At 50.8% G+C, this 25947-nt stretch carries 19 protein-coding genes; 3 read left to right on the forward strand and 16 right to left on the reverse strand.

The window, feature by feature from the left end; all coding sequences use genetic code 11:
- Positions 1–72 precede the first annotated feature (72 nt).
- The 15 genes from C0Q44_RS24430 to C0Q44_RS24495 form a co-directional block, all read right to left on the reverse strand.
- Entirely contained in the window at positions 73–1134 is a 1062-nt protein-coding gene (locus C0Q44_RS24430; protein WP_105409814.1) for an LLM class flavin-dependent oxidoreductase, read from the reverse strand.
- 143 nt (positions 1135–1277) lie between these two features.
- Entirely contained in the window at positions 1278–2150 is an 873-nt protein-coding gene (locus C0Q44_RS24435) for a LysR family transcriptional regulator (protein ID WP_105409815.1), read from the reverse strand.
- A 69-nt stretch (positions 2151–2219) separates the two neighbouring features.
- On the reverse strand, positions 2220–2768 hold the full coding sequence (ssuE, locus tag C0Q44_RS24440; protein WP_105409816.1) for an NADPH-dependent FMN reductase: 549 nt from the start codon (positions 2766–2768) through the stop codon (positions 2220–2222).
- 25 nt (positions 2769–2793) lie between these two features.
- Positions 2794–3711, reverse strand: coding sequence for an ABC transporter permease (locus C0Q44_RS24445; RefSeq protein ID WP_105409817.1), 918 nt, complete (start codon positions 3709–3711; stop codon positions 2794–2796).
- A 59-nt stretch (positions 3712–3770) separates the two neighbouring features.
- Positions 3771–4703: an ABC transporter permease gene (locus C0Q44_RS24450; RefSeq protein WP_105409818.1), complete on the reverse strand. Its 933-nt coding sequence runs from the start codon at positions 4701–4703 to the stop codon at positions 3771–3773.
- Between the two features lie 41 nt (positions 4704–4744).
- Positions 4745–6136 carry an ABC transporter substrate-binding protein gene (locus C0Q44_RS24455; protein WP_374955147.1) on the reverse strand — a complete coding sequence of 464 codons (1392 nt, stop codon included), beginning with the start codon at positions 6134–6136 and terminating at the stop codon, positions 4745–4747.
- 98 nt (positions 6137–6234) lie between these two features.
- Positions 6235–6390, reverse strand: coding sequence for a hypothetical protein (locus C0Q44_RS31910; protein ID WP_374955148.1), 156 nt, complete (start codon positions 6388–6390; stop codon positions 6235–6237).
- A gap of 210 nt (positions 6391–6600) precedes the next feature.
- Positions 6601–7935 (reverse strand): LLM class flavin-dependent oxidoreductase, encoded by a 1335-nt coding sequence (locus C0Q44_RS24460; RefSeq protein WP_105409819.1) that lies wholly within the window; start codon positions 7933–7935, stop codon positions 6601–6603.
- Positions 7936–8235: 300 nt separating this feature from the next.
- Positions 8236–8514 carry a glutaredoxin family protein gene (locus C0Q44_RS24465; RefSeq protein WP_105409820.1) on the reverse strand — a complete coding sequence of 93 codons (279 nt, stop codon included), beginning with the start codon at positions 8512–8514 and terminating at the stop codon, positions 8236–8238.
- 291 nt (positions 8515–8805) lie between these two features.
- The gene (locus C0Q44_RS24470; RefSeq protein ID WP_258166537.1) at positions 8806–10548 is read right to left on the reverse strand and encodes a glycosyltransferase family 2 protein; all 1743 of its coding nucleotides are present in this window, start codon (positions 10546–10548) and stop codon (positions 8806–8808) included.
- Between the two features lie 67 nt (positions 10549–10615).
- Positions 10616–11263 carry a GT-D fold domain-containing protein gene (locus C0Q44_RS24475; RefSeq protein ID WP_258166538.1) on the reverse strand — a complete coding sequence of 216 codons (648 nt, stop codon included), beginning with the start codon at positions 11261–11263 and terminating at the stop codon, positions 10616–10618.
- A gap of 983 nt (positions 11264–12246) precedes the next feature.
- Positions 12247–12978 (reverse strand): sugar phosphate nucleotidyltransferase, encoded by a 732-nt coding sequence (locus tag C0Q44_RS24480; RefSeq protein ID WP_105409821.1) that lies wholly within the window; start codon positions 12976–12978, stop codon positions 12247–12249.
- Positions 12975–13748, reverse strand: a complete 774-nt coding sequence (locus tag C0Q44_RS24485; RefSeq protein ID WP_105409822.1) for a glycosyltransferase family 2 protein — start codon at positions 13746–13748, stop codon at positions 12975–12977. Before C0Q44_RS24485 ends, C0Q44_RS24480 begins: the two co-directional genes overlap by 4 nt.
- Complete coding sequence (locus C0Q44_RS24490) at positions 13745–14869, reverse strand: glycosyltransferase (protein WP_105409823.1); 1125 nt, start codon at positions 14867–14869, stop codon at positions 13745–13747. Before C0Q44_RS24490 ends, C0Q44_RS24485 begins: the two co-directional genes overlap by 4 nt.
- A gap of 40 nt (positions 14870–14909) precedes the next feature.
- On the reverse strand, positions 14910–15866 hold the full coding sequence (locus C0Q44_RS24495; protein WP_105409824.1) for a glycosyltransferase family 2 protein: 957 nt from the start codon (positions 15864–15866) through the stop codon (positions 14910–14912).
- Between the two features lie 753 nt (positions 15867–16619).
- Between C0Q44_RS24495 and C0Q44_RS24500 the strand changes: the two genes are divergently transcribed.
- Positions 16620–18185: a M4 family metallopeptidase gene (locus C0Q44_RS24500; protein WP_105409825.1), complete on the forward strand. Its 1566-nt coding sequence runs from the start codon at positions 16620–16622 to the stop codon at positions 18183–18185.
- Positions 18186–18345: 160 nt separating this feature from the next.
- On the opposite strand, the gene C0Q44_RS24505 is transcribed toward C0Q44_RS24500, so the two are convergent.
- Positions 18346–23343, reverse strand: a complete 4998-nt coding sequence (locus tag C0Q44_RS24505; RefSeq protein WP_105409826.1) for a WIAG-tail domain — start codon at positions 23341–23343, stop codon at positions 18346–18348.
- A gap of 365 nt (positions 23344–23708) precedes the next feature.
- Between C0Q44_RS24505 and C0Q44_RS24510 the strand changes: the two genes are divergently transcribed.
- Together C0Q44_RS24510 and asd are read left to right on the forward strand one after the other, a co-directional pair.
- Positions 23709–24839 (forward strand): YheC/YheD family endospore coat-associated protein, encoded by a 1131-nt coding sequence (locus tag C0Q44_RS24510; RefSeq protein ID WP_105409827.1) that lies wholly within the window; start codon positions 23709–23711, stop codon positions 24837–24839.
- A gap of 85 nt (positions 24840–24924) precedes the next feature.
- Positions 24925–25716 (forward strand): archaetidylserine decarboxylase, encoded by a 792-nt coding sequence (asd, locus tag C0Q44_RS24515; RefSeq protein ID WP_105409828.1) that lies wholly within the window; start codon positions 24925–24927, stop codon positions 25714–25716.
- The last annotated feature ends 231 nt before the right edge of the window (positions 25717–25947 follow it).

The raw sequence follows: 25947 nt of genomic DNA on the forward strand, positions 1-25947 counted from the left end.
TGTGAATAATCTTTAGTTCAACTTATATAGTCCAAGAATAATCATATGTCTGTACTCAACAGTCGCACATCGCTACCCCATTGCAGCTTCTTCTTCCTTCGTTTCAAATGTAAATTCACGGAGTCCTTGCTCTGCCAATATCTCACGCAACAATTCAAAAGAACGAATCCGCTTGGAAAAGTCCCGTGTAGCCGTAGTCACAATCAACTCTTCCACTGCAAAATCCTGCTGGAACTTCAACAGCTCCCGACCTACCGTTGTTTTCGTGCCCCGGGTCGCGCTCGGTTCGAGAATTTCGAGTCGGTACTTTTCGTTGGACTGACGTCCAAATTCCTCCGCCTGCTCAACAGAACCTACCGTCAGCACTTTGCCACTTTCCATGTGAATCCTCACTAGCTTATGTTCACTTGCAAGTCCTTCCGCTTCTTCTTCACTCTCCGCCACAATTAACGATATTGCAAGAGCGGCATAGGGCTCACGTCCCTGGGAACGATCGAATTGTTCACGATATATACGAATGGCTTCATGTGCCACCTCTGTATTGCTGTTAATGAACAGTGAAAAGACATACGGGAGTCCAAGTTCCGCAGCCATACCTGCACTATCGACACTGGCCCCCAGCACATACAGCTCCGCTGGAATATCGGATACAGGCGAAGCCGTAAGCCCCGCAAGTGCATGAGATGAATCTTCATGCGGCTCATTGTGGATGTACCTGTTCACCTGAGTAATTTTCTCTTTGAGGGATGCTGCTTCCTGAATACCTTCCTGCAACGCCTGTGTTGAACGGGGTAATCCGCCTGGTGCCCGGCCAATGCCCAGGTCGATTCTTCCAGGTCCGAGTGCGGCGAGTACATTGAAGTTCTCGGCCACTTTGTACGGGCTGTAATGCTGTAACATCACTCCGCCAGATCCGAGTCGAATCCGCTTCGTATGGGCTAGCAAGTGGGAGATGAGTACTTCCGGGGAAGAGCCTGCGACATGCTGTCCATCATGGTGCTCTGATACCCAGAACCGATGGAATCCAAGCTGCTCTGCCCGTTGTGCCAGCTCAATCGTATGCCGAAAAGCATCCACCGGCGTTTCCCCTTCATAGATCGGGGTCTGATCCAAAATGCCAACACGAATACTCATATTTGTCTCCTCCTTGATTGTACTGAACCACGATTAACTTGAACTAGAGATGTTACACTTTATCACTCCGATTGCAGTACCATCTTCAGATTGGTTCTGCACTCTCCGTTTTGGTGTAAAAGTCAGATTCAACGTTAGACGTTTTATAGTTGCCTCAACAGTTCCCCGAAGGGCTCTGCCAATGGCGAATGTTCTTCTTTTAACGTAACGACGCTGATCTGCAAGGATACACCTGCCACCTCATGTACCTGAATCGGGAACAGTTCCTGATTCTGCACTTCCTTCTTCACCGTCAGTCCCGGGAGAAAAGCTATACCTGCTCCTTGCATAACCAGTTTCTTCGCCGTCTCCGAATTATCGACATGATATGTAATATTCGGCGGGTGTTCCAGCGAGTCGAAAGCCCGGTGAATGCGAAGCCAGTCCAGTGAACCACATTCAAAAAAGACCAGCTGCTCATGCCGGATCGCCTCCATGCTGACATGCCCGCTCTCAATGAATGGATGACCTTTGTACACATATAGCTGGATCGGATCTTCATAAAAAGCGACCGTACGGATCGCAGGATGCATGACCTTGCGTACAAAAGCCAAATCGATCTCCTGACTAAGCAACTTGGCAATCAGTTGATCCGTTGTCGCTGTCGTCAGTTTGATGTTAATTTCGGGATAAGCTTGCTTGATCTTGGGTAGAAAATCGGGAATGACGTAATTGGATACAGACACCGTACTCCCCAGACGCAGTGCTTCCGGTGTTGTACGGCGCTGCTGGATTTTCTGCTTGCCCTTCTGAATCACTTGCAGCACTTGCTGCGCATACGGCAAGAATTTCCGACCTTCTTCTGTCAGCACAATTTGTTTGCCAAGTCGATCAAACAACTTGCAGCCCAGCTCCCTTTCCAGTGACTGAATGCGAGCTGTGACCGAAGGTTGGGACAAGAAGAGTACTTCGGCAGCCTTATTGAAGCTTCCGTAGTGATTGATATATACAAATGCTTCAATGTTCTCAATATTCATGAGCGCCTCCGTATCCACGTCCGCAGACGTTTGATCTCATATTGATTTATCCAATAAACTTACTTGGTTTTAGGATATCGTAATCCCATCCTTTTCCAGTGTCAATATCAATTCATCCAGTGAACGATCCAGACGTGTTGTAATATCCGCCGTCAGTGTGAACTTCCCATCATCCAATCGTTCAATCCCCTGATCAACTGCGTACACCCCACCCAGAATATGTCTTCCACCAAGGGCTGCCAGAACAGGCTTCAAGGCATAATCAATGGCGAGCAGATGAGCAATGGAGCCACCGATGACGAGTGGGAGTGTCAACTTACCGCGTAACCCTTCTTGCGGAATCAGATCCAGGAACAGCTTGAGTACTCCCGAGTACGATGCCTTATATACCGGCGTAGCCACAATAACTGCATCCGCGGCTTCAACGACAGCCAATGCATCACGAATGAATGAGCTGTCAAACCGGGCTTGCACCAGATCCTCAGCGGGCAGATCCGCGACATGAATGACTTCAACCGTAATGCCTGCCTCGCTTAACTTGTTGCTGCTGTAATCCGTAAGCCCTGTCAAACGCGAACGCTTGGAAGGTGCTCCTGCAATGATAACGACATGTGACATGATGATCTCCTCCTATAATTAGTAGTCAGACCGCGCCTTTGACTCTGGGGTCCAGCCGATCGCGAATATCGTCTCCAATCAGATTCACCGCCAGTACGAACAAAGTGATCGCCAACCCCGGGAACGTACAGATCCACCAGGCAACCGTCAGATAACCTCTCCCTTGCGAAAGTAATGCGCCCCAATCGGGAATTTCCTTCAACACACCAAGTCCGAGAAAACTGAGACCGGAGCCTGTCAGGATCGATGTACCAACGCCCAGCGTCGCCATAACCAGGAGCGGTGACAACGAATGTGGCAGTACATGTTTCCAGAAAATACGTGTATTCGAACCGCCCAGTGAACGTGTCGCTGTAATGAAAGGCAGACCCTTGACCGATATGACCTGCCCCCGCATCACTCGTGCGTAACCCGGAATGGAGGAAACGGCAACAGCCAGTGCAATATTCATCAGTCCTGGCCCGAGAGCAGCCGCAACAGACAACGCCAGGAGCACGCCGGGTACAGCCATCAGAATATCGACAGCCCGCATGGTTATGGTATCGACAACTCCTCCAGCATAACCGGAGATAATACCAAGAGCACTACCGACAATACCGCCCACAAGAACCGAAGCAAATCCAATCAGCAGCGAATCCCTGCTTCCATGCACAACCACACTGAAGATATCTCTGCCAAAATAGTCCGTCCCGAACAGGTGCGCAGCAGAAGGAGCCTGCAGGATGGCATCCATCATCATCTGAGTTGGATCATAAGGAGCAATCCAGCCCGGCACAATCGCACACGCCACGGTAAACACGACCACCAGTAATGCTGCATAAACGAATAACCGGGATACCGCGAATGAGACACGATGCCGCCAAGCTCTGCGATTCCATAGACGTATACGTCCCACACTGCCTGCCCATGCTTTCTTGTCACCTGCCACATTCTTCATGCTCATGAGAAACAACTCCTCCTTCCATACTACGCTTCAGAACACTTCTACTGTTCTATCCGTAATCATGTCCGAACTGCACGCCGGACACGAGGATCAATGTACGAATACGAGATATCCACCAGTAAGTTCAGTACAACGTAGATGATCGATGTGAAGAACACAACTCCCTGTACAACTGGCAGATCCTTGGCCATGAGAGCATCTGCAATAATTCGGCCGATCCCCTGTCTGGAGAAGACGGTCTCCACCACAACCGTTCCTGCAAGCAGGTCACCAATCAGCATACCGATTACGGTTACCGCAGGGATCAGTGCATTACGCAGCGCATGGCCATACATGATGGCGCGCTCCGAAAGTCCTTTGGCCCGTAACGCCACGATAAACGGTTCACTAATCACTTCCAGCATGCTGTTCCGTACCATACGTACAATAAACCCCGCACCGACAAGACCCAGTGTTGCTGCCGGAAGAACCAGTGAACTGAACCCGTCGGAACCCATAGCCGGGAACCAGCCAAGTTGTACCGAGAATAACAGGATGAGCAGAATACCGGTCCAGAAAGTTGGCATGGAGATGCCAAACAGTCCAACGAGCCGGGCGACGAAATCAATCACGCCATTGCGATGAATCGCAGACAATACACCGAGTGTAATTCCGATCGTGATGGCAATAATTGAGCTGAGTGCGGTCAAAGCCAGTGTGGCTGGAAAATGTTCCAGTATTTTCGGCAGAACCGGATCCGAATTGATCATCGATTTGCCGAAATCCCCACGCAGCATATCACCGAAATAGTTCGCAAACTGGATGTAAAACGGCTGATCCAGTCCAAGCTGAACCCGCAGATTCTCGATCATCTCCGGGGTAGCCGAGGATGGGTCCAGCATGAGCAGAACCGGATCACCCGGCAGAAGATACATGATGCAGTACACCAGCACCGAAGCTCCGAATATAACCAGGAGTGATGTTGCAAGTCTTGACAGTATCGTGTGAACCATACCGGGATATCTCCTTCCTGAATCAGGTTGAACTGTTCATGTTAGGGCTGAATTCGTACATCGTTGAACAATGGATAACCCAGTGAATCGAACTTGATGCCTTCCACTTTCTTGGATGCTGCGACCGTATACGGGAAAACATAGATCGGCAGGATCACCGCTTGCTCAATCAGATATTGTTGAATCTGATTGTAGATCTCGGCACGTTTATCCGCGTCACTCTCGACTGCTCCCTGCTCCAGCAGTTCATCGATCTTCGGATCAGACAAACCGGACAATGTAGGACGCTCACCTTCTGCACTTGTATGATAAAAGGCGTACAGTGCATTCGGATCGGAATTGACCTGACTGTTGCCATAAAGATCATAATCCCAGTTCTGATAGATGACTGTTGCAACATCTTTCGTAATTTCAACTTCAACAGCAATACCCACCTGTTTCAGCTGTTGCTGGATGATTGCGGCAATGTCATTGCGCTTCTCCCGATTGGGTGAACCATCGACATAACGGAGGGTCAGCTTCTGGCCGTCTTTGGCACGGATGCCGTCAGCGCCTTTCACCCAGCCTTGTTCATCCAGCAACTGATTGGCTTTGTTAATGTCCGGGTTGATGCTTCCTTCCAGCGCGGCGTCATAGCCGAGAATGCCTGGGGACAACGCAGACCATGCACGCTCGTAGTTGCCCAGATACAGTGTTTTGACAATGGATTCCACATCGACAGCGGATTGTACCGCCTGCCTTACTTTCACATCATCCCAAGGGGCTTTGCGCAGATTAAAAAAGAGAGTATACGGCAAACCGACTGTGTTGGCTTGCAAAAGCTGTTGATTCGGATCGTTCTTGAGCACAGCGATATTCTGTGGTGGAACCGTCTCCGCAGCAAGTACCTGACCACTCTGTACACTTCCGATGCGCGTCGCTTCTTCCGGTACAATCTTGAATGTGATCGTATCCACATGTGGTGCGGCTTTATTTTCAACCGTCTCAGGTCCCCAGTTGTAATCCTTGTTTTTGGCAACGACGATATCCGCATTTTCATCCCATTTCACAAAGGTATACGGACCTGTGCCCACCGGATTTTTACCCAGCTGGTCGCCATATTTCTTCGCAGCGGTAGGGGATACGATTCCCAGCAGCGCTTGACTCAAGTTGCCTAGAAAAGCTTGCGATGGTGATTCCAGATTTACCTTGATGGTATATTCATCAATGACCTCGGAGGAGCTGTAGGGTCTAATCAGGGCAATGGAATTGGCAGCTTTGGTAGCCGGATCAATGACCCGGTCCAGATTGTATTTCACGGCTTCAGCATTAAAAGGTGTGCCATCATGGAACTTCACGCCTTCACGCAGCTTGAATGTGTAACTCTTGCCGTCCTCTGACACACTCCATTCCGTAGCGAGCCAAGGTTTGATGGAACCGTCAGGCAGTTGCACCACCAGATTGTCGTAAATCGTCCGGATGGCGCGTACCGTTACGGCAAGCCCACTGCGATGAGGGTCAAGCGTATCCGGTGAAGTAGCAAGTGCAAAGGTCAGGTTGCCCCTCCCGCTTGCCCGGCCTGATCTCCGCCAGAAGCCAGAGCCGCACCTTTCGTGCTACCTCCCGCCGCCGCTCCGCAACCGGATAATACCATCACCAATCCTGCTGCCAATGCCATATATTTCAGCCATGAGATAGACCTGTTCATATCGTTTCCCCCTCTGTATATACCAGGTGTGACCTGAGTTGATGCCAATAACATTACCAATACTTTATATATCCTATAAGATAAGTCGGTTTTAAAACAATACGAGTGCCTTATAAATTTAGAATTACTGACTCTGAATAATGGAATGCTCTTAGATATTAAATACGCTTAGGGATTGCCGAGTCCACTTCTGATTGCAGTGATACCTAATCAGATACTCACTTGCTCTCTGGCAGCCGTGTATCGGTTGACTGGAATCTGAACTCCGAGATTACCTCGCAATGTATCATGTTCATAATCGGTACGATAGAGACCGCGCTCTTGCAGAATCGGTACAACCAGCTCTACGAAATCGGACAATCCACTTGGTAGCTCAGAGGCAATAATGAATCCATCCGCCGCTTCCGTCTCAAACCATTCCTGAATCTTATCAGCCACCTGTTCCGGTGTACCCAGGAATTTGCTACGCGGTGTTGCTGCACGGAGTGCTACTTCCCGCAAGGTCAATCCCTGCTCTTTGGCATCCTTCTTGATTTTGTCCGTTCCACTGCGGAAACTGTTGCTTCCAATGCCATTCAGCTCCGGGAACGGTTCATCCAGTGGATATTGGGAGAAATCATGGTGCTCAAAGAAACGTCCCAGATAATCCAGCGCTTTATCAATGGTCACCAGGCTCGCGATCTCCTGATATTTCTGTTCCGCTTCCTCTTCTGTCCGTCCAACAATAGGATTGATTCCTGGCAGAATTACAATATCCTGTGAAGAACGTCCATAGGAAGCCGCCCGTGTTTTGACATCCTTGTAGAACGCCTGTGCATCCTCAATACTGTCGTGTCCGGTAAATACCGCATCTGCTTCCTGTGCAGCCAACGTTTTGCCATCTTCCGACGAACCTGCCTGGAAGATCACCGGCTGTCCTTGCCGTGAACGGGCAATATTGAGCGGACCTTGTACGGAGAAAAACTCTCCTTCATGGTTAAGGGTGTGCAGCTTGGATGGGTCGAAGAATACACCGCTCTCTTTGTCTCTTACAAACGCATCATCTTCCCAGGAGTCCCACAATCCTTTGGTTACCTGTAAATATTCCTTGGCAATGCGATAACGTTCCGGATGCGAAGGATGATTGCTCTTGCTGTAGTTCTTCGCTGTACCTTCCAATGGAGACGTGACCACATTCCAGCCTGCACGACCATCACTGATCTGATCGAGGGAGCCAAATTGTCTGGCTACGGTAAATGGGTCACTGTATGAAGTGGAGAGGGTACCGACCAGTCCGATGCGGGACGTAATTGCAGCCAGGGCGGACAAGAGACTGATCGGTTCGAAGCGATTCAGGAAATGGGGAATGGATTTCTCGGTAATATACAGACCGTCTGCGATAAAAACAAGATCGAATTTGCCTTCCTCGGCTTTCAGCGTCTGGCGCTTGTAGAACTCAAAGTTAACGCTGGCATCCGGTTGAACTTCCGGGTGTCTCCATGTGGTATTGCTGCCTCCAACGCCGTGTACAATCGCTCCAAATTTCAAACTGCGTTTCGCTGTCATGTGCATTCCGCCTTCCTTTTTTATATGCGAATGAACTAAAAGTTAACTATTCCTATGAGTTTGGTTTGTTTTAATTCCACAAATCTTATCATTGCCCCGCAAAAGGGTCAACAGTGCGGCTAATAGATTTTTTCTATATGAACATTGAACATGTAAATGAACGGTTAAATGAAGATACATCTAAGATCATTTACATCTCATAAAAGTCTCCAGCACATAAAGATTCAACTGCTGCACAATGCCATCTTGCGTCATGCAGCAGCCGGAAATGCTTGATCCAAAGGTGTAGTTCTAGCTCCGTCAGACCGCTTCCGCTTCGTCCGGTTGTGCCAGAAGTTCAGCCAGTTTCTCCAGATCAGGTTCCAGCAAAGCTTCAAACTTGCCATCCCCTCCGACTTCAATAACGGGTACATGCCGAATGCCATATTTGGCTTCAAGCACATCTCGCAACACTTCGTTTCCCTGCACCTCAATGTTCTCGAAAGGCTGGTTTCGCTCGGTCAGAAATGCTTTCACTTCCCCGCAGAAATGACAGCCTGTTTTGCTCCACAGCACGACTTTTTTGGATGATGAAGACATCGACATACCTCCTGATTGGATTTAAATTTAAGAGTATCAATAAGAATTATGGCTCTAAATGTACTCCTGCGTCCTTCAAGCGTCAATGGATCTGCTAATAGAATAAACCTATAACCCGATAGAAAGTTTAAATTTATAATTTCAAAAATGAAGTCTCCGTGTATTAAAAACGTTATGCTCTCTTATTATGTAATGTTCGGATGCGGAATGAATCAGAGCGATTGCACAGGATACCGCTACCTCTTTCATTCCGCATCATAATGCTGATCCGGATAAGCATATCGCCTGACATTACAGATCTTGGTTCAAGAGCTGTGGTGGAGCGATAATCGGCCATCCTTCTTCAATCGAACGCAGTTGATCCGCGGACACATGGACAATATGCCCTGAATGTACACCCCAGCGTTCTGCCGCATAGACCGAGACAAATCTTCTTCGCTTGCCCCCGCTAATCTGATATCGAATCTCGGGTGTATCCACTGCGACGACAACACTTCCTTCTGCCCAAGCATGTGGTGAACCCTGAACGGATGCTGTATGCACCTGATGTGCTTCCACCGGCCATCCTTGCACTTCCCCCGCGGATAACAGTGCTTCTCCGGCAGGAATGCTGAGCAGATCAGGTTTGGCAACCTGAACAGGAGAGATTCCGCGCGGTACAGGGATGTTCAGCTTGCGCCGCCGCCCGCCGGATAAGGCATGGATATCACCTTTGGCATCGGTCAGGAACGAGCCTTCCGGGTAAAAGTCACTACTGCGTCTGAACTGTAATGTTGGATCATGGCTACCCTGCGTGGATATTCGCTGGCGTGGATCGACTGGGCCGGCTTCCACATTCAACTGTTGACCCGAACGGATATCAGCGGACTCTTGCAGTGCCAACCGAGAGACTGTGGCAATCAGCTCATGGGGATCTCCCCACTTTTGACTATAAAACTGCTCATTATCCTTGTTCACTACAGCAAAGTCCTGCTCACCCAGTGCTTTCATGCTGACACTTCCGAAGTGATGAATAAAGGCATCCCCTGCTACCGCAAGCTTGTATCCTGCCAGCTTCACCCGGATAATCCAGTCATCATCTTCAAAATTGCCCACCGCGTACCCTTCGTCCAGGTACCCAACCCGTTCCAGCAGTTCCCGTGAGAACAGCCAGCAGAATCCGACCAGACGATCGGTCATCCGATGTTTCTCTGCATCTGGACGATTCTGTGTAGCGGCAAAAGACCACATTTCCTCTACCTCGCGATACGGAACCTGAATCTGCTGATCCCCGCCAATATAGTTGGTCACCGGACCCACCACGCCAATCTTCGGATCATTGGCAAGACAGGTCATCATGTTATCCAGCCAACCCGGGGTAACCAGCGTATCATTGTTCAGCACGATGATATGTCGTCCTCTCGCCATCATCAAACCATGATTGACACCCCCGGCAAACCCCAGATTCTGATCCAGGGCTGCAACCCTTACCATACCGCCTTTGCGGAGTAACGCTTCAGCAGTACCGTCCTTGGATGCGTTGTCCACAACAATGATTTCGAAGGGAGCGGGCGTATGCTTTTCGATACTGGATACACATTGAAGCACATACTCCCGCTGATTGTACGTGGGAATAACAATGCTGACTCCCTCGAATATAAGACCAAATGAGCTCTGTCCCTGGCGGATACCTTCGTCGTAGCCTCGATGATAGCCCTGTTTGTAGAGCTTCGCGCCTTTCGCTGTGCGGTTGCTCTTTCCTCTGCGTCTGGATTTTCTCGTTGAGCGGCTGCCTGCCGCATGCAGGACTGCTATGGCAGATTGTGAGACATCCGGCTGTCTGGACCGGCGGACAGGTTTATTTTCACTACGCATGCTGTGCTTCCCCCTGTTGTCGTTTGGGCCGGCTTCACTTGGTCTGCTGTTCATGCCTTTGATGAGATTTCGAGTGTTGCTATGAAGACGGTTTCCAGATCTACGATTATCGTTTCGAGGATTAGCCTTGTTGCTCTGCCTTTTCTGTTCTTCCCCGCGTTGTTGAGCGGATATGCTCATGTTGCTTCCTCCATTTCTACTCGTCCGTGAGGCTAAGGCGATACATGAACAGCCTCCGGACGGTCCACTAGAGTTGAAGCTCTCCTGTTACCAATTTATCAGCCAAATGTCCAAAATCCATGGCGACCTTACCAAGCTCACCTGCGATTCGCCGACACAGAATGACCGCCGGAATCCCCGCCGCCACCAGAGCGATATCAAAGGCATGTTCTGCCGTTAGCTGCATCACCCTTGGAATATCCATCACTCCCCCCACGGAGCCTATAATCCCGGTGATATGCATACCCCGATTGTGCAGCAACGCTCCGAGCTCCGCAGCCTGGCTACCAATGAGGAGGACCCGGCGTCCTTGCAGCACAGGCAGGATCAGACCGGACTGATGCAGACTGTAATTGATCGTGGAACTGGTTAACTTCAGCCGGGACCAGTCTATGCCAAAGTGGCGAAATACCGGGAATAGCAACCCTTGGAACGTGGGTGCTCGTGAGATTGGAACGCCGATCCAGTCGGCAGTCTGAATGGATTCCGCGAGCATTGCGCGGATGTCGGGGGTTGAGCATGGCACACCTGCATAAGGCAGAAACGGTGCCAGCTCCCGCACCTCTTCGCCTGGCAGCACCGTATCGGCTGCCAGGGTAAGCAGTTCGCCATCTCCGAGGCGAACGACAGACAAGGGGCGCTGCGCATCCAGCGCCGCCGTGATGTGGCCAGCCATCTCATGAGGGCTGGCCAGCCGGGTCAGGCTGGGCGCGTATTGGCGGAATCCCGCCGCGATCAGATCTGCCGCCGCCACGGCAGGCAGAATGTGATCCGGCGGGATGTGCTGCGCCACCAGCGCCTCCCCGCCGGCGAATACGCCGTCGCGGTAGCCTGCGGCATAGCCGCCAGGCACGGCCTCCGCCTGCACTGCGTGCTCCGCAGGCGGCAGGCCCTGTGCGCTGCCTGCATGCGCAGCGGCAGCGCCTTTCCGCCCCGCGGGGGCGGCGACACCCTGCGGGTGTGCCGCGTGGCGCGGGGCGGGGCCAGCACCGCTGGCAGGCAGCGCCTGTGGCGTGCTGGCTTGCGGTGCTGGCATGGGCGCACGGCGCATCGCCGTGCGCTGCTTGGCGCGGGCAGCGGCCCGCCCGCGCGGTGCAGGTGCGCGCCCGCGCCTGGCAGGGCCCTGGCGCAGCCGGGCGCGAGCCTTGCCGGCGGTGCCCGCCCGGCTGGCACGGCTGGCTCTGCTCGCTCTACCCGCACTATCTGCATTGCCCGCTCTACCCGCACCCGAGTTGCCCGCATGACTCGCTCTGCCCACACTACCGGCTATACCCACACCAACACTTTCAGCTCTTCTTCTACTGTCCAAACCTGCTTTGCCCGCACGGACCTTGTGCGCCGCGCCTCCAGCCGCACCCGCTTTTGTCCGGGTACTCCGTCTCCCTGACTTGATACCTTTGACTCCAGCGGGGGCGGACCCTGTTCCCGCCACTGCCAGAGTGCCACTACCCGTGAATACGGCCGGATGCGTGCCCCGGGGTTTACCTGTCACCAAGGCCTGAGCGGACCCGGTGCGTGTCGCTACTCTCACGCCGTTCCCTCCTTTGGCATGCACGAGGATTGTCGCTGCGCAAAGCGCCGGAGCATTCTTCCAGCTCCGGCGCATATGGTTCTGCTCCCATGGGGCACCGCACAGCGGCAGCATCAGGCGCATCTATTTTAGGGCAATTGTCCTTTCATGCGGACAGCTGCTTCCTGGAGCGAATCAAATGTACCTGCATCACTCCAGTATTTCTGTAAAATATCGTATTCCAGTCCGCCCGCAGAGGCATAGTGATTGTTCACGTCCGTAATTTCAAGCTCTCCGCGCGCAGACGGCGCAATGTTTTGAATGAGGTTGAATACATGATCGTCATACATATATATTCCCGTCACACAATAAGAGGTTTTCGGCTGGCTAGGCTTCTCCTCAATGTATGCAATTCGCTGCGGATGTTGTGGGTCGAAGACCGGCACCCCATAACGACGTGCATCATCCACCTCTTTCAGCAGAACCCGCGCAGTCCCTGGAGGTTGTTGCATGTAACGGTCCACATAAGGCTTCAGATCGTCACTGAAGAGATTATCCCCCAGAAGCACGACGAATTTCTCTCCAGGAAGGATAAAGGAAGTTGCCAGATCCAGTGCTTCAGCAATGCCGCCTGCCTTTTCCTGAATGCGGTAGGTCAGCTTGACCCCATGATCTGCTCCGCCACCAAGATACTCCGTGTATAACCCGGCGGAATGTTTGTTGATCACGATCAAAATATCTTCAATGCCTGCCTGACGCAGCCTGTCGATGCCATACATAATCATCGGATGTTTACCGACCGGAAGCAGATGTTTGTTAATAAGCCGGGTCAGAGGATACAGTCTAGTTCCTGTTCCGCCGGCAAGAATTACACCTTTCATTCCACATTCCCTCCTTCATCGGATGTGTCCATATATTCAAGCGGATCGACATGCCATTTGTTCATATATATCAAACGATTACGCTCAAGCAGCTGTTTCCACGCTACCGGATCGGTCTTCTGGAAGCTTGCACTTCCTTGATGATGCACGAGAACATCCCCGCATACCAACAATTTATATCCTTGTAATCTGGCTCTATAACAATAATCGTCATCCTCATAGTGTCCCGGAGAGTACGCCTCGTCAAGCAGTCCAACCGATTCCATCACACTTCGTTTCATCAGCATACACAGACCAACAATTCGGCGCACTTCCCTCCACCTTGAAGAATCCGCAACATTGTTGGAAGCAGCTAACTCCTGAAAATGTTCCATATCACGAAACGCCAGTTCAATCTGCTGGATGCCGCTTGCATAATTCGTGACAGGACCCGTAATCCCAATATGTTTATCACTGTACAGAGCGGTTCGCAAGTTCTCAAGCCACCGGGGCGTGACCGTAACATCATTATTCAGAAGCAACAACTCATCCCCGCAGGCTGCACGAAGTCCAGCATTACACGCTGCCGGAAATCCCCGATTGTCCGAGTATCTGACAAAACGAATCCGCTCCAGTGCACAATATTCAGCCGTTCCATCTGTCGAACCATTATCCACAACGATAATCTCGTATGACGCAGGATCGCCTGAGTATTTTCGTATTGCATCAATGCAGGGCCCGATCAGATCCAGTCCGTTGTACGTTGGAATAATTATACTCGTCCGTGTCATCTGGCGTTCCTCCTGTAGGCCACTTCTGCACGGGAGAGTGTCTGTGCCTGAGCTGTGTTCCAACCCGTTTCCAGCCAGGTCCTCAATGCTTCCAGATGATCTCCGATGATCAATCTGGCAACATCATTCCCACTCCCCGTGTTACCGGGACGCAACCGATTGGAACGAATGACATCCACCTGGCTAGGCGCCGATACACTCAATCCATGCTGAATGGCGAGACTTTGTGCCTTAGGTGGAACGGCCAGTGACGCTGGCTTCACGGTCTGAATCATACGACGAGACAAGGCATGGGGTACGGCTGTCATGGAATTGGAACCCAGATCCGCCCTGCCCAGTGTCCGGTTCAGATATGCCTTGATCCGGCTCACCTCATCCTGCCCTGCAAACGGAGGAAGCAAGGAAGTCAGATTATTCAACGCCACATCCTGTCCCCGATCAATCGCGAACAGGAAGGGCGCCAGTTGTTCTGCCGATACGACCATATCTCCATCCACGAAGAGGACCGTCTCCGCATCCGTCATCTTGGCGCCAAGCGCTCGGCCTACATCATGTCCGACCCGATCCGGTTCATATACCAGCGTAAGTCCCGGCTGCTGAAGCACCTGGTTCAGACTGTCATCCGTCGTTCCATTCAATACCACAATGATATCCGTGAGAGGCAAACGCTTGAGTTGCAACAACACTTGCCCCAGCGTTCGTTCCTCATTGCAGGCACAGACAACGGCCGCAGCGGATTGGCGAAGAGGCAGCGGTACCATCTGGAATGAATGTCCAGAAGCATGAGCATATCCCTGCATAAATGCCCTGCCCGCGCTCAGAGCCGCCTCCATGTTGCCTAGCTCTGCAACGTTCGCTGCGTGTGTATGCCACGCGACACGTGCGTGTTTTTCGGATGCGGCGCTGTCTGTTTGATCCGCTTTGGCCTGACTTCCTGCAAGTTGCCCTGCCTTCCACATGAAGCGCAGATCCACAGCGTCAGGTTTCAATCGGTTTCTTCTCGTTTTTGGGGTAACGGATTGGCGCTTATTCTGAAGCCGCTTGCTGATCCGTGTTCTTCCTGCTGCTGTTCGTCGAATTGCTGTCCGCCTAAACTGGACAATCCCTGAACGTCCTTTCATTTCCTCACCTCCAGTATGTTGCGTCATCGTTGCAACATACTTACCTCGCCAGACTTCGAACTCGCTCCAGATCGGAGTATCCTCCGCGAGAACCGAGCGTCTCCGTAATCCACCTGATTGCTTCCAGATGATCATTCAGCACCAGTTGACTGAGCGGATCTGGCCCGCTTCGCCTCTTGATTCGAACCGCATTCATTCTGCCCACAGGCACATGATGAACAGCCCGTACACGAAGTCCGCCGATCACCGCTTTTGCTTGTGCGAGTGGTGGAACTTCCAGAGAGGATATTCCGATGACCTCCAGTCCATGGCGGCTTAATGCATGCGGAATAGCCGTCATCGAAGCTCCCCGGAGATCGGATCTTGCGAGAATACTGTTCAGCATGTGTTTGGCCTCCACTACTGGATGAATGGGGCTGCGATTGACCGGTCCATGGTAGTCGTTAAGCGCCACATCTGTTCCCTTCAGTACAGCTTGCACATAAGGTGCAAGCTGCTCGGCAGGAATGGCAATATCTGCATCAGTGAACAGCAAAACCTGACCTCGGGCGGCGGCGGCCCCTATTTTTCTTCCTCCATCATGTCCCAGCGCTTCAGCATAACTGAGCACTCGTGCTCCTGCTCGTTTGGCTACACCACCTGTACCGTCCGTCGAACCGTTCACAATGACAAGCACTTCAGCATCACGACATATGCGAAGTGCCTCACGAACGACTGCACCAATCGTTCTCTCCTCATTCATCGCAGGAATAATGACGGAGAGCATCGGCCGCTGAGAATCTTCCCCCTGTTGGGAGACATGCCTCAGACCGTGCTCAGGCCCATTTTTTGCCTGCTCCCTTTCCTGAGACACCTGTTGTCTGGATGGAATAACGAACGAATAGGTCTTTGTACCCTTTTTGTATCTGGATTTCAATCTCTGTTTCTTCAACGCTGCTTTTCTTCGTGTCATAATCGATTGGGTTGCATAACGTGCTCTAGTACGGGTTTTGCGCAATACTTTCACCTCCCGCATTCAATTTCAGCATGCCAAGGGAGTACACGTTATTCTATGTATTCGTGGAGCAGTGGAAACGGCGTATGTCCTTGCACCAGGCAGGTTCTCTCTGTGAACAAGCGGGGACAAGCCTTCTTTTTTAGACAAAATACGTCAGAATATATGAAAAACGCTATCTCTCCCCTACTTCAGACACAATTTTAGAAAAAAACTAAAATTGCATCTTTTCCAAAGTTTTACACTGTGATAATATACGTTCCAAGCCATTTATTTACAAAAACAACTTCGTCAGGAACAAAAGTTCTCAATCATGTTTTTATCGTCGTTTATTGACCTTAGGTTAATTGTTGGTAACGGCATTCGTAGAACATGACGAGATGGTTACATGCCGTATCTTGAGAGGAGTGATGCTGTTCAGGACACATCGTCATCGTCATTTACGTAAACTCGGCATGAACAACCCCGTTTCCCGTAAAAAAACCTTATACCCGCGCAATTGGACACCCCCCGGCTTCTGAAAGAGGAACACAATGGACGATTAAGCCTACGAGCTGAACCGAATAAACGGTAAACCCTTGGGTCTGTTCAACACATACCCTGGCCAAACCGATTTTGTTCCAATCGTTTCTTGTCTCATTTCACTCTTCAGTCCAGCCCCACGCTCCGCGCTGCCCAAGTTGCAGACGGAATTCCAACCGAGATAGGCATGCTATTTTTTTCCAAAAAATAAGTTTGAGAATAGGAGAGTTTACTATGAAATTTACCAAAGTTATGCCAACAATTCTTGGAGGAGCTCTTTTGCTCGCTTCCGTATCCTCTGCTGCTGCAGCTCCATTGTCTGATCAATCCATTCCCCTTCAGGCCCCTTATGCTTCTGAGGAGGGTATCCCATTGAACAGTGGAACCGATGAAACCATCTTCAATTACCTCGGGCAACAGGAACAATTCCTGAATACTGATGTGAAGTCCCAACTCAAAATTGTCAAAAGAAACACAGATACGTCCGGCGTAAGACACTTCCGCCTGAAACAGTATATTAAAGACATCCCGGTCTATGGTGCAGAACAGACCATTCACCTGGACAAAACCGGCGCCGTGACCTCAGCACTCGGCGATCTTCCACCGGTTGAAGAGCAGTCCATCCCAAATGATAGTGTAGCCGAGATCAGTGCAGAAGATGCCATTCGTATAGCAACCGAAGAAGCGACCTCTCGCATTGGAGAGCTTGGTGCAGCAGAACTCACGCCTCAGGCTGAACTAAACATTTATCATCATGAAGAAGATGACCAGACTTATCTGGTTTACATTACGGAAGTTAACGTGCTTGAACCTGCTCCTCTACGGACCAAATATTTCGTAAACGCAGTGGATGGCAGTATCGTATCCCAGTTTGACCTCATTAACTTTGCCACCGGAACAGGTACGGGTGTACTTGGCGATACCAAAACTCTGACAACCACCCAATCCGGCAGCACCTTCCAACTGAAAGATACCACTCGCGGTAATGGCATCCAAACATACACAGCGAACAATGGCTCCTCGCTGCCGGGTACCCTGCTCACGGATTCGGATAATGTATGGACCGATCGTGCAGGTGTAGATGCCCATGCTCATGCTGCGGCCACGTATGATTTCTACAAAAACAAATTCAATCGTAACGGGATTAATGGTAACGGATTACTGATCCGATCCACCGTGCATTACGGCTCCAATTACAATAACGCCTTCTGGAACGGGGCACAGATTGTCTTTGGTGACGGAGACGGAACGACTTTCCGATCCCTGTCCGGTGATTTGGACGTTGTAGGTCACGAATTGACTCATGGTGTAATTGAATACACTGCCAATCTGGAATACCGCAATGAACCAGGTGCTCTGAACGAAGCCTTTGCCGATATTATGGGCAATACCATCCAAAGCAAAAACTGGTTGCTCGGTGATGATGTTTACACACCTAACATTCCAGGTGATGCGCTGCGCTCCCTGTCCAACCCGACACTGTATAATCAACCAGACAAATACAGCGATCGCTACACGGGTACACAGGACAACGGTGGTGTTCATATCAACAGTGGTATCATCAACAAAGCTTACTATCTTGCAGCTCAAGGCGGGACTCACAACGGTGTGACCGTAACCGGAATTGGACGGGATAAAGCTGTACAGATTTTCTACAGTACACTAGTGAACTATCTGACGCCAACGTCCAAATTTGCTGCTGCCAAGACGGCTACCATCCAAGCAGCCAAAGATCTGTATGGAGTGAACTCTGCTGAAGTTACTACCATTACCAAAGCGTATCAAGCTGTAGGTCTGTAAGACTCCCTTTAATAACGATTGAACGTATAATGAACTCATTCTAATTGTAACGAAACGTTCAGACCCCCTCACCGTCCTAACGGAACAAGCTTATATCAACCAAAAGCGGTGTCCCGGACAACTCTGGGCACCGCTTTTGTCATTACTAATCCCATGTGCATTATGCTTCCGCAGGTCCCGCAGCAATCCATGACAACAATCCGTACGTATGCTTGCAATCTGCTGTACGCGACACTTCCAATACCGCTTCGTCCTCACTCTGTGAGAGTAGGGATATCTGAAATCCGCGATCATTGCTCATGGCCACAATCACATAATGCTCTGAAGTAAATGACTCTTCAAAAATAACAGTAACCTCTGTGCATTCTTCACTCTCAGGCAGTACAAAAGCTTCCATCCCAAATTGCTGTACAACAGGCTGCTTACTCACACTGCGAACAGGTTGGAAAGCCAGATGTTTGGCCTGAACGGCACCGGATTGCAGCTGACTGCTGCCAACGGCATCATCACACAGATGCTCCTGTGTAATCGATTGGGGGTCCGGTGTGTACTCCAATTGAACAACAGGTTCTGGTGCCTCTTCGACTGAACCACCAAGCGTCAGAGATGTAACATCTGGTGCAAGTTCTGTAGGTTGTTCAATCGATTGTTCTACATATAATTCAACTCCAGCTTGTGACTCTTGCTGATCATGTGGGTTTTGCAGTTCAAGTTGCTCCTGCAGCTCCAGCGCATCCGTTTGAGCATTTATTGTTTCCGTACCCCAATCCATTCCGAAGATGGATTCATTCTCCAGTCCAACCGACTGCATTAATTGCTGGACCTCTAGCAAGGCTTCCTGCCTTTTGATCTCAGCCAGTTGCTCCAGCGTTTCTCCACTAACTTGACGAATGGCATTCCAGATCTCTTCACTTAAATGCTCTGTACCCACAATTCCCGCATTCAGATGACTTGAAGTTATACTTTGTTCACTCAGTTTGCTGCCATCAATCGCTCGGTCAGCAAGATGAACACTCGATATTGCGCCTGTAGACAATTTACTTCCGTCTACACTGCCATCAGCTAACTTGGAGCCCGTCACTGAACCATCTTGCAGATGATCCGTACTTACCGCTCCATCCTGCACATGAACCGAGCTTACCGCTCCTTCTTCCAGATGAGTGGGGCCTACCGCGCGCTCTTCCAGATGAAGCCCAGTAATACTTCCCTCCTGGATGTGAGCCGCATGGATGGCTCCTTCTTCAATATGAGCGGATTGCACACTTTCGTATGCAATATGGCTACTCAATATCGCGCCATCAACCAATTTACTTCCGTCTACACTCCCATCAGCCAACTTGGAGCCCGTCACTGAACCATCTTGCAGATGATCCGTACTTACCGCTCCATTCTGCACATGAACCGAGCTTACCGCTCCTTCTTCCAGATGAGTCGGGCCTACCGCACGCTCTTCCAGATGAAGCCCAGTAATGCTTCCCTCTTGGATATGAGCCGCACGGATGGCTCCTTCTTCGATATGAGCAGATTGCACACTTTCGTATGCGAGGTGGCTACTCAATATCGTGCCATCAACCAATTTACTTCCGTTTACACTGCCATCCGACAATTTGGAGCCCGTCACTGAACCATCTTGCAGATGATCCGTACTTACCGCTCCATCCTGCACATGAACCGAGCTTACCGCTCCTTCTTCCAGATGAGTGGGGCCTACCGCACGTTCTTCCAGATGAAGCCCAGTAATACTTCCCTCCTGGATATGAGCCGCATGGATGGCTCCTTCTTCGATATGAGTGGATTGCACACTTTCGTATGCAATATGGCTACTTAATATCGTGCCATCAACCAATTTACTTCCGTCTACACTCCCATCTGCCAGTTTGGAACCCGTCACTGAACCATCTTGCAGATGATCCGTACTTACCGCTCCATCCTGCACATGAACCGAGCTTACCGCTCCTTCTTCCAGATGAGTCGGGCCTACCGCACGCTCTTCCAGATGAAGCCCAGTAATGCTTCCCTCTTGGATATGATCCGCACGGATGGCTCCTTCTTCGATATGAGCCGATTGCACACTTTCGTATGCGATATGGCTACTCGATATCGCACCCTCGACCAATTTACTTCCGTCTACACTCCCATCAGCCAACTTGGAGCCCGTCACTGAACCATCTTGCAGATGATCCGTACTTACCGCTCCATCCTGCACATGAACTGAGCTTACCGCTCCTTCTTCCAGATGAGTCGGGCCTACCGCACGCTCTTCCAGATGAAGCCCAGTAATGCTTCCCTCTTGGATATGATCCGCACGGATGGCTCCTTCTTCGATATGAGCGGATTGCACACTTTCGTATGCAATATGGCTACTCAATATCGCGCCCGCAGATAGTTTGGTACCATCTACACTGCCATTAGCCAGTTTGGATCGAGTCACGGATTCTTCCTGCAAAATAATCGTACTCACCGATTCCTCTTCCAGATGTGAGGTCCCGATGCTCCGATGCTGGATATGGTGAGGAAGAATCGCCCCATCCTGAACATGACGGGATTTCACAGCCCCTTGCTGAAGGTGTGCAGCACCAAGTGCCTCCGCTTGAAGGTGCAAACCACGAATCAGACCTGGTTGCAAATGTGCTTCGGTCACGGATAAAGGAGCCAGATGATCCGTTTGCACAGAGGATGGCGTTAGATGTTGGGAGGTGATCGCCTGCCCCACAATATGACTTCCATGAATAATATCCTCTTTCAGATGCTGGGAGTTCACGACCTGTGCAGCGAGATGATCCGACTTCACACTTCCTCCAGCCAGATGAATTGAATCGACAGAAGCAGGCTGAAGATGCTCACTGTTTACCGCGCCATGCTGCAATTTCGTTCCGGATACCGACTCTGCTGCCAGATGTTCTGTTGACAGGGTACCTTGTCGCAGTTTGTTACCTGTGATACTACCATCCGCAAATAACTCCGGTGACCGGATCTCATCGGCCAGATGTTCCATGGAAACGGCATGTTGCTTCAGATGATAGCCGCGAATCGTTCCTGCCGGAATATGCTTGGCGGTGATACTTTCAGCCAGGATTTTGGCAGAGGTTACACTGCCGTCAGCCAGTTTCGCTGAGGTAACCGCCAAATCAGCCAGTTTGTCAGTCGAGACGCTCTCCGGTGACAGTTTGGGGGAGGTCACGGCATGATCAGTCAGATGCGGTGGGAAAACGGACCCTCCAGCCAGTTGGGCTGAGGTTACACTGCTTGGTGCCAATTTATCCGTAGTGATTGCCCCGCGTGATATGGCCTCCGCATGCACACTGCCCGGTTGAAGGTGAGGCGTGCTCACCGCATGTTCCGTAAGGTGCTCAGACTTCACGGAATAAGGTCTCAGCGCCTCGGAGCCTACACTGCCTTGAGCCAGATGAGCACCTGTAACGCCTCCATTCGCCAGATGGGTCGATGTTACACTGCCCGGCGCCAGTGCTTTGCTGATGACAGAGGCAGGCCCAAGCTTCTCGGATGTAACACTGGTATCCGCGAGTTTCGTACTCGTTACCGCTCCGTCCTGCAATTCAAATGTGCCCACGGCTGACTCGGCCAAGTGTTTCTCCAGCACAACACCTTCGCCCAAAGCTTCAGCAGACACACTTCCGGCTGACAGATGGGTTGCTTCTATACTTTCACTGGCAATGTGAATGGAGTGAATGGCCGAATTGTCCACATGTACAGGCGTTATTCCCCGGTTCGCGATGTGCTCTGCACGAATGGACCCTTTTGCCAGATGTTTACCTTGCACGGCTTCATCGGCAATTTTGGAAGCAATGATGCTCTGGTCGGCAATCTTGGAAGCCGTAATCGCCTGTTCCAGCAATTTCGCAGTTCCGACAGACTGGTCTGCCAGCTTGCTGCTGTTGACCGCATTATCCACCAGATGCTCGCTGTTTATTTCTCCATGCCCGATCTGCTCGCTACCTATAGCAAGCGCTCGAATCTGGGCGGAGCCGATCGAACCATCCACCAGATGTCTTCCACTTAATGAATTCTCGGCAATGTGTCTGGTCTGGATCGCTCCGTCCTCGATCTGCTCACTCCCAATACTGTTGGAAGACAGTTGGGAACGACCCACAGCCCCCTCAGCCAGATGTGCCTGTTTAACTGCACCGGACTGAATATGGTATGACTCGATGGATTGTTCTTCAATTTTGCTGCCCGTGACCGCACCTTCACGAATTTTGGCCGATGTTACCGCATCATCAGCCAGCTTCGATGTATGAATGACTCCACCCGATAAGTGACGGGTCTCGATACCACTGATGGCAATCTTGTCACCGGTGACCGCATGATTCTTGATCAACTCTTCGGTAACCAGCAAGCGGCTAAGATGCCTTGTGTTGATGGAGCCGTCGGCAATTTTGGTCGAATCAATGACTTGATTGCCGAGCTTCTGCGAAGTGATGCTGCCATCCCTTATTTTATCCCCGCCAATGGACGCATTCCGGATTTTGTGACCCGACACGGAGCCATCAATCAGATGTTCTTCCGATATAGATGCTTCTGCCAGTTTTGCAGATACGATCGCACCATCCGCGATGTGGATGCTGGTCACTGCATAATCCTGTAACGCTTCACTTCCGACGGCATCCGGTTTCAGCTTGGATGCATCCACCGAGAAGGGAGCCAACCGGCTTTCTGTAACAGCAAACTCACTAAGATCATCGGTATAGATGTAGTGTCCGGTATGTCCCGGCATCTGATTCTGATTCAGAATTTCCAGCCGGTCCTTGCTCTTTGTCTCCTTCTTGCCACTACCTTGCTCTTCCAGCGAAGATGTAGCAATACTGCTTACCTGAATTTCTTTCTCCGCGACCACTGGAGCACTCACTTCCTGCTTCACTGACTCTACAACAGGTTCAGGCTTAGGGATGTCAGCCAAATTCTCTTGTACAGGCTCATTCGTCGCTGAACGAACTTCTGTGCTTTCGGGAGAAGCTTCAGCCGACTCTTGAATGCTCTTGGGAGCGGGTACATCTGTATTCAGGCGTTCTTCCCTAATCGGTATCAGCCCTGATTTTGTTGGTTCCAGTCGGCGATCAGTCAGTTCCAATTCCTTGAATCTTGGGCTCACATGCCGCAGTTTCGGCGTCAGAACCTTCTTTTTGCCATTTTTACTCATGCAGCTTGCTCCTTCCTCTAACGTTCGTCTCCGGCATCATATGCTTCCATATGGGCATCTGCCACTTCATTTCATGACTTTTGCAAGTTCCAAAGCACGGATGTACAAGCGCCAAGGCAGGAGTATTGAACGATTTTAGTGGAAATAGGCGTGTCAGGGTGGCCGAGGAAAGGCGGCTGTCCACGCCCCCGTCCCAGCCCTATCATAGGATATTGTGTCTAGGTCGTGTCTGAAAACGCGCTGGTGCATAGCGATGCCTCTTCACACCGGTCTGCGTTATCGCGATGTCAGAGCCATGCGGTGACAGGCCGGCATTCCATGAATGGACGATCCATGGTCGCGATAACATTGAAGGAGGAACGGTCATGCTCCAAGAAACGATCGGCATTATGTTCGATTCACGCATGTACCGGGGGATACCGGCCGGAAGGACCGGTCAGGAATCACTCGCGAATTATGAACAGGCTGCGGCCAGTTATGGATTAACCCCCTGCTTCTTGCGGCTGGAAGATATTGATTCAGATCGAAAAACATGTCTTGCTTATGTAAAAAAGGAAGGCAGATACGTTCGCGAGCGCATGCCATTGCCCTCCGTCATTCATAACCGATCACTCCAGCTTCGCCGGGCGGAACAGCATCAGATCACCAAGCTGATGTTACAGGGTATTCAGGTATACAATGTTCGCAACCGATACCGCAAAGATCACATTCACGATATGCTTCATCAGGACTACGCCCTGAGAGAACATCTGCCCTATGCAGTCAAAGCTACGCCAGAGTCTCTGGCCTATATGATGGACCATTATGATGACCTCGTTATTAAACCATGCAGCGGCAGTATCGGTCATGGCATTATGCGGGTCTTTCAGCGAGATGGACAGTGGAAACTGACCTGTGAGACGAAGGCTGCACGCAGAGGATGGGCTACGTTCCGATTAAGTAAAGGACAGCTTCCATCCTCAACTCTGCGGCGGATCTTCCGCCATGCCTACCTCATCGAAGAGCGTATCCCGCTGGTACGTTACGAAGGCAGGCCGGTAGACCTGCGGGTGTCCGTGCAGCGTGGCAGCGATGGTCTGTGGGGAATTACAGGCATGTTTGCCAAAGCGGCACCTTCGCATACGTTTGTCACCAACATCGCTCAAGGCGGTAAAGTCATGACGCTCGCGGAGGCCCTTGAGACATCCGAATCCAACTTCGAGCTGACCCGACTGGAATCCAGGATCGGAATCGTTGCACACCGAATTGCCCATACGCTCGCAACAAGTCTGCCGCATCTTGCAGATCTGGGCCTTGATCTCGGGATAACCGGTAGGGGTCAGATTTATTTTATTGAATGCAATGGACGGGATCAGCGTTATGGTTTTCGTAAGGCGGGAATGTCGGAACACTGGAAGGCTACGTACAGCAAACCAATGGCCTATGGACGTCTGCTGCTGGAGCAGAATTCGAGAATTCCGAGACAACCACAGACATACGATAGGGGATTATATTGATTTCGTGTGCATTCTGTGTCAATATTATGCAGAACGGCCGGTCCTGCCGGCCTTGAAGTTCGCATTAACCCTAAGGGGGATATTCATGGCAAAAACGCTGTTGCGATTAATGACCGAGCTTTCTTCACGCAAATGGATCTCCCGGACTGTGGGAGCTTTCTCCAAAAGCCGGGGAAGTAAGGCATTTATCCCTTATTTTGTCCGGACCTACGACATCCCTGTTCAGGAGGCCGAGAAAGACTGGAAGGAATACCGTTCACTGAACGATTTCTTTACCCGCAAATTAAAACCGGGCATGCGCCCGTTGGAACTTTCAGAGCATGCACTAATCAGCCCGGTAGATGCCAAGATTACGGCAGCCGGTCCGATATCCGCAGGAACACTCCTGAATGTTAAGGGACAAAATTATACACTTGCTGAATTATTAAATCATTCTCCCCATCTGGAGAAGTACAAGCACGGTTACGGGTTCGTTCTCTACCTCAGCCCGCGTGACTATCATCGCATTCACGCACCTGTCAGCGGTCGCAAAATAGAGAGCGAGCACATCAAGGGCAAAGTTTATCCCGTGAATGATTTTGGCCTGACCCATATGAAATCCGTGCTTAGTCGTAACGAACGACTCATTACGTATATCGCACACGATTACGGTGAAGTTGCGGTTGTCAAAGTCGGTGCGATGAACGTGAGTAGCATACAGTATGCGAATACGGACACAAGTACCTGGGCACAGGGTGATGACCTGGCCTATTTTGAATTCGGCTCCACTGTCGTTCTGTTGACGCAGAGTGGCACATTTGAACCACAACCGGGCTTACAGCCAGGAGATTCCGTCAAAATGGGTACATTGCTCGGTCGTTTAAAACCATTGAACTAATGGGTCCATACGCAAATAAAGAGGATGGCGCAGTACCTGATCTCAGGTCATGCGCCATCCTCTTTATGAATGAATAACATCCATTCCTGTACGTTGACCGTACTCAACTACGTAAGATACCATCCATGTATACATGCAATACGAAGCTTCGCTCCGTCGTTATTGGCCTGCTGAGTTCTCCTCAAAACCACACATCTTGCAAGTCCTCTGCCGGTTTGAATCGGCGCAGAC

The sequence above is a fragment of the Paenibacillus sp. PCH8 genome (assembly GCF_002968835.1).
Lineage (GTDB): Bacteria > Bacillota > Bacilli > Paenibacillales > Paenibacillaceae > Paenibacillus.

Coding starts and splice junctions, on each gene's coding strand:
- C0Q44_RS24485 (WP_105409822.1), bottom strand. CDS start 13,748: ATGACACGGACGAGTATAATTATTCCAACGTACAACGGACTGGATCTG.
- C0Q44_RS24480 (WP_105409821.1), bottom strand. CDS start 12,978: ATGAAAGGTGTAATTCTTGCCGGCGGAACAGGAACTAGACTGTATCCT.
- C0Q44_RS24430 (WP_105409814.1), bottom strand. CDS start 1,134: ATGAGTATTCGTGTTGGCATTTTGGATCAGACCCCGATCTATGAAGGG.
- asd (WP_105409828.1), top strand. CDS start 24,925: ATGGCAAAAACGCTGTTGCGATTAATGACCGAGCTTTCTTCACGCAAA.
- C0Q44_RS24450 (WP_105409818.1), bottom strand. CDS start 4,703: ATGGTTCACACGATACTGTCAAGACTTGCAACATCACTCCTGGTTATA.
- C0Q44_RS24435 (WP_105409815.1), bottom strand. CDS start 2,150: ATGAATATTGAGAACATTGAAGCATTTGTATATATCAATCACTACGGA.
- C0Q44_RS31910 (WP_374955148.1), bottom strand. CDS start 6,390: ATGAACAGGTCTATCTCATGGCTGAAATATATGGCATTGGCAGCAGGA.
- C0Q44_RS24460 (WP_105409819.1), bottom strand. CDS start 7,935: ATGACAGCGAAACGCAGTTTGAAATTTGGAGCGATTGTACACGGCGTT.
- C0Q44_RS24490 (WP_105409823.1), bottom strand. CDS start 14,869: ATGAAAGGACGTTCAGGGATTGTCCAGTTTAGGCGGACAGCAATTCGA.
- C0Q44_RS24475 (WP_258166538.1), bottom strand. CDS start 11,263: ATGGCTGGCCACATCACGGCGGCGCTGGATGCGCAGCGCCCCTTGTCT.
- C0Q44_RS24500 (WP_105409825.1), top strand. CDS start 16,620: ATGAAATTTACCAAAGTTATGCCAACAATTCTTGGAGGAGCTCTTTTG.
- C0Q44_RS24470 (WP_258166537.1), bottom strand. CDS start 10,548: ATGAGCATATCCGCTCAACAACGCGGGGAAGAACAGAAAAGGCAGAGC.
- C0Q44_RS24510 (WP_105409827.1), top strand. CDS start 23,709: ATGCTCCAAGAAACGATCGGCATTATGTTCGATTCACGCATGTACCGG.
- C0Q44_RS24465 (WP_105409820.1), bottom strand. CDS start 8,514: ATGTCTTCATCATCCAAAAAAGTCGTGCTGTGGAGCAAAACAGGCTGT.
- C0Q44_RS24505 (WP_105409826.1), bottom strand. CDS start 23,343: ATGAGTAAAAATGGCAAAAAGAAGGTTCTGACGCCGAAACTGCGGCAT.
- C0Q44_RS24445 (WP_105409817.1), bottom strand. CDS start 3,711: ATGAGCATGAAGAATGTGGCAGGTGACAAGAAAGCATGGGCAGGCAGT.
- ssuE (WP_105409816.1), bottom strand. CDS start 2,768: ATGTCACATGTCGTTATCATTGCAGGAGCACCTTCCAAGCGTTCGCGT.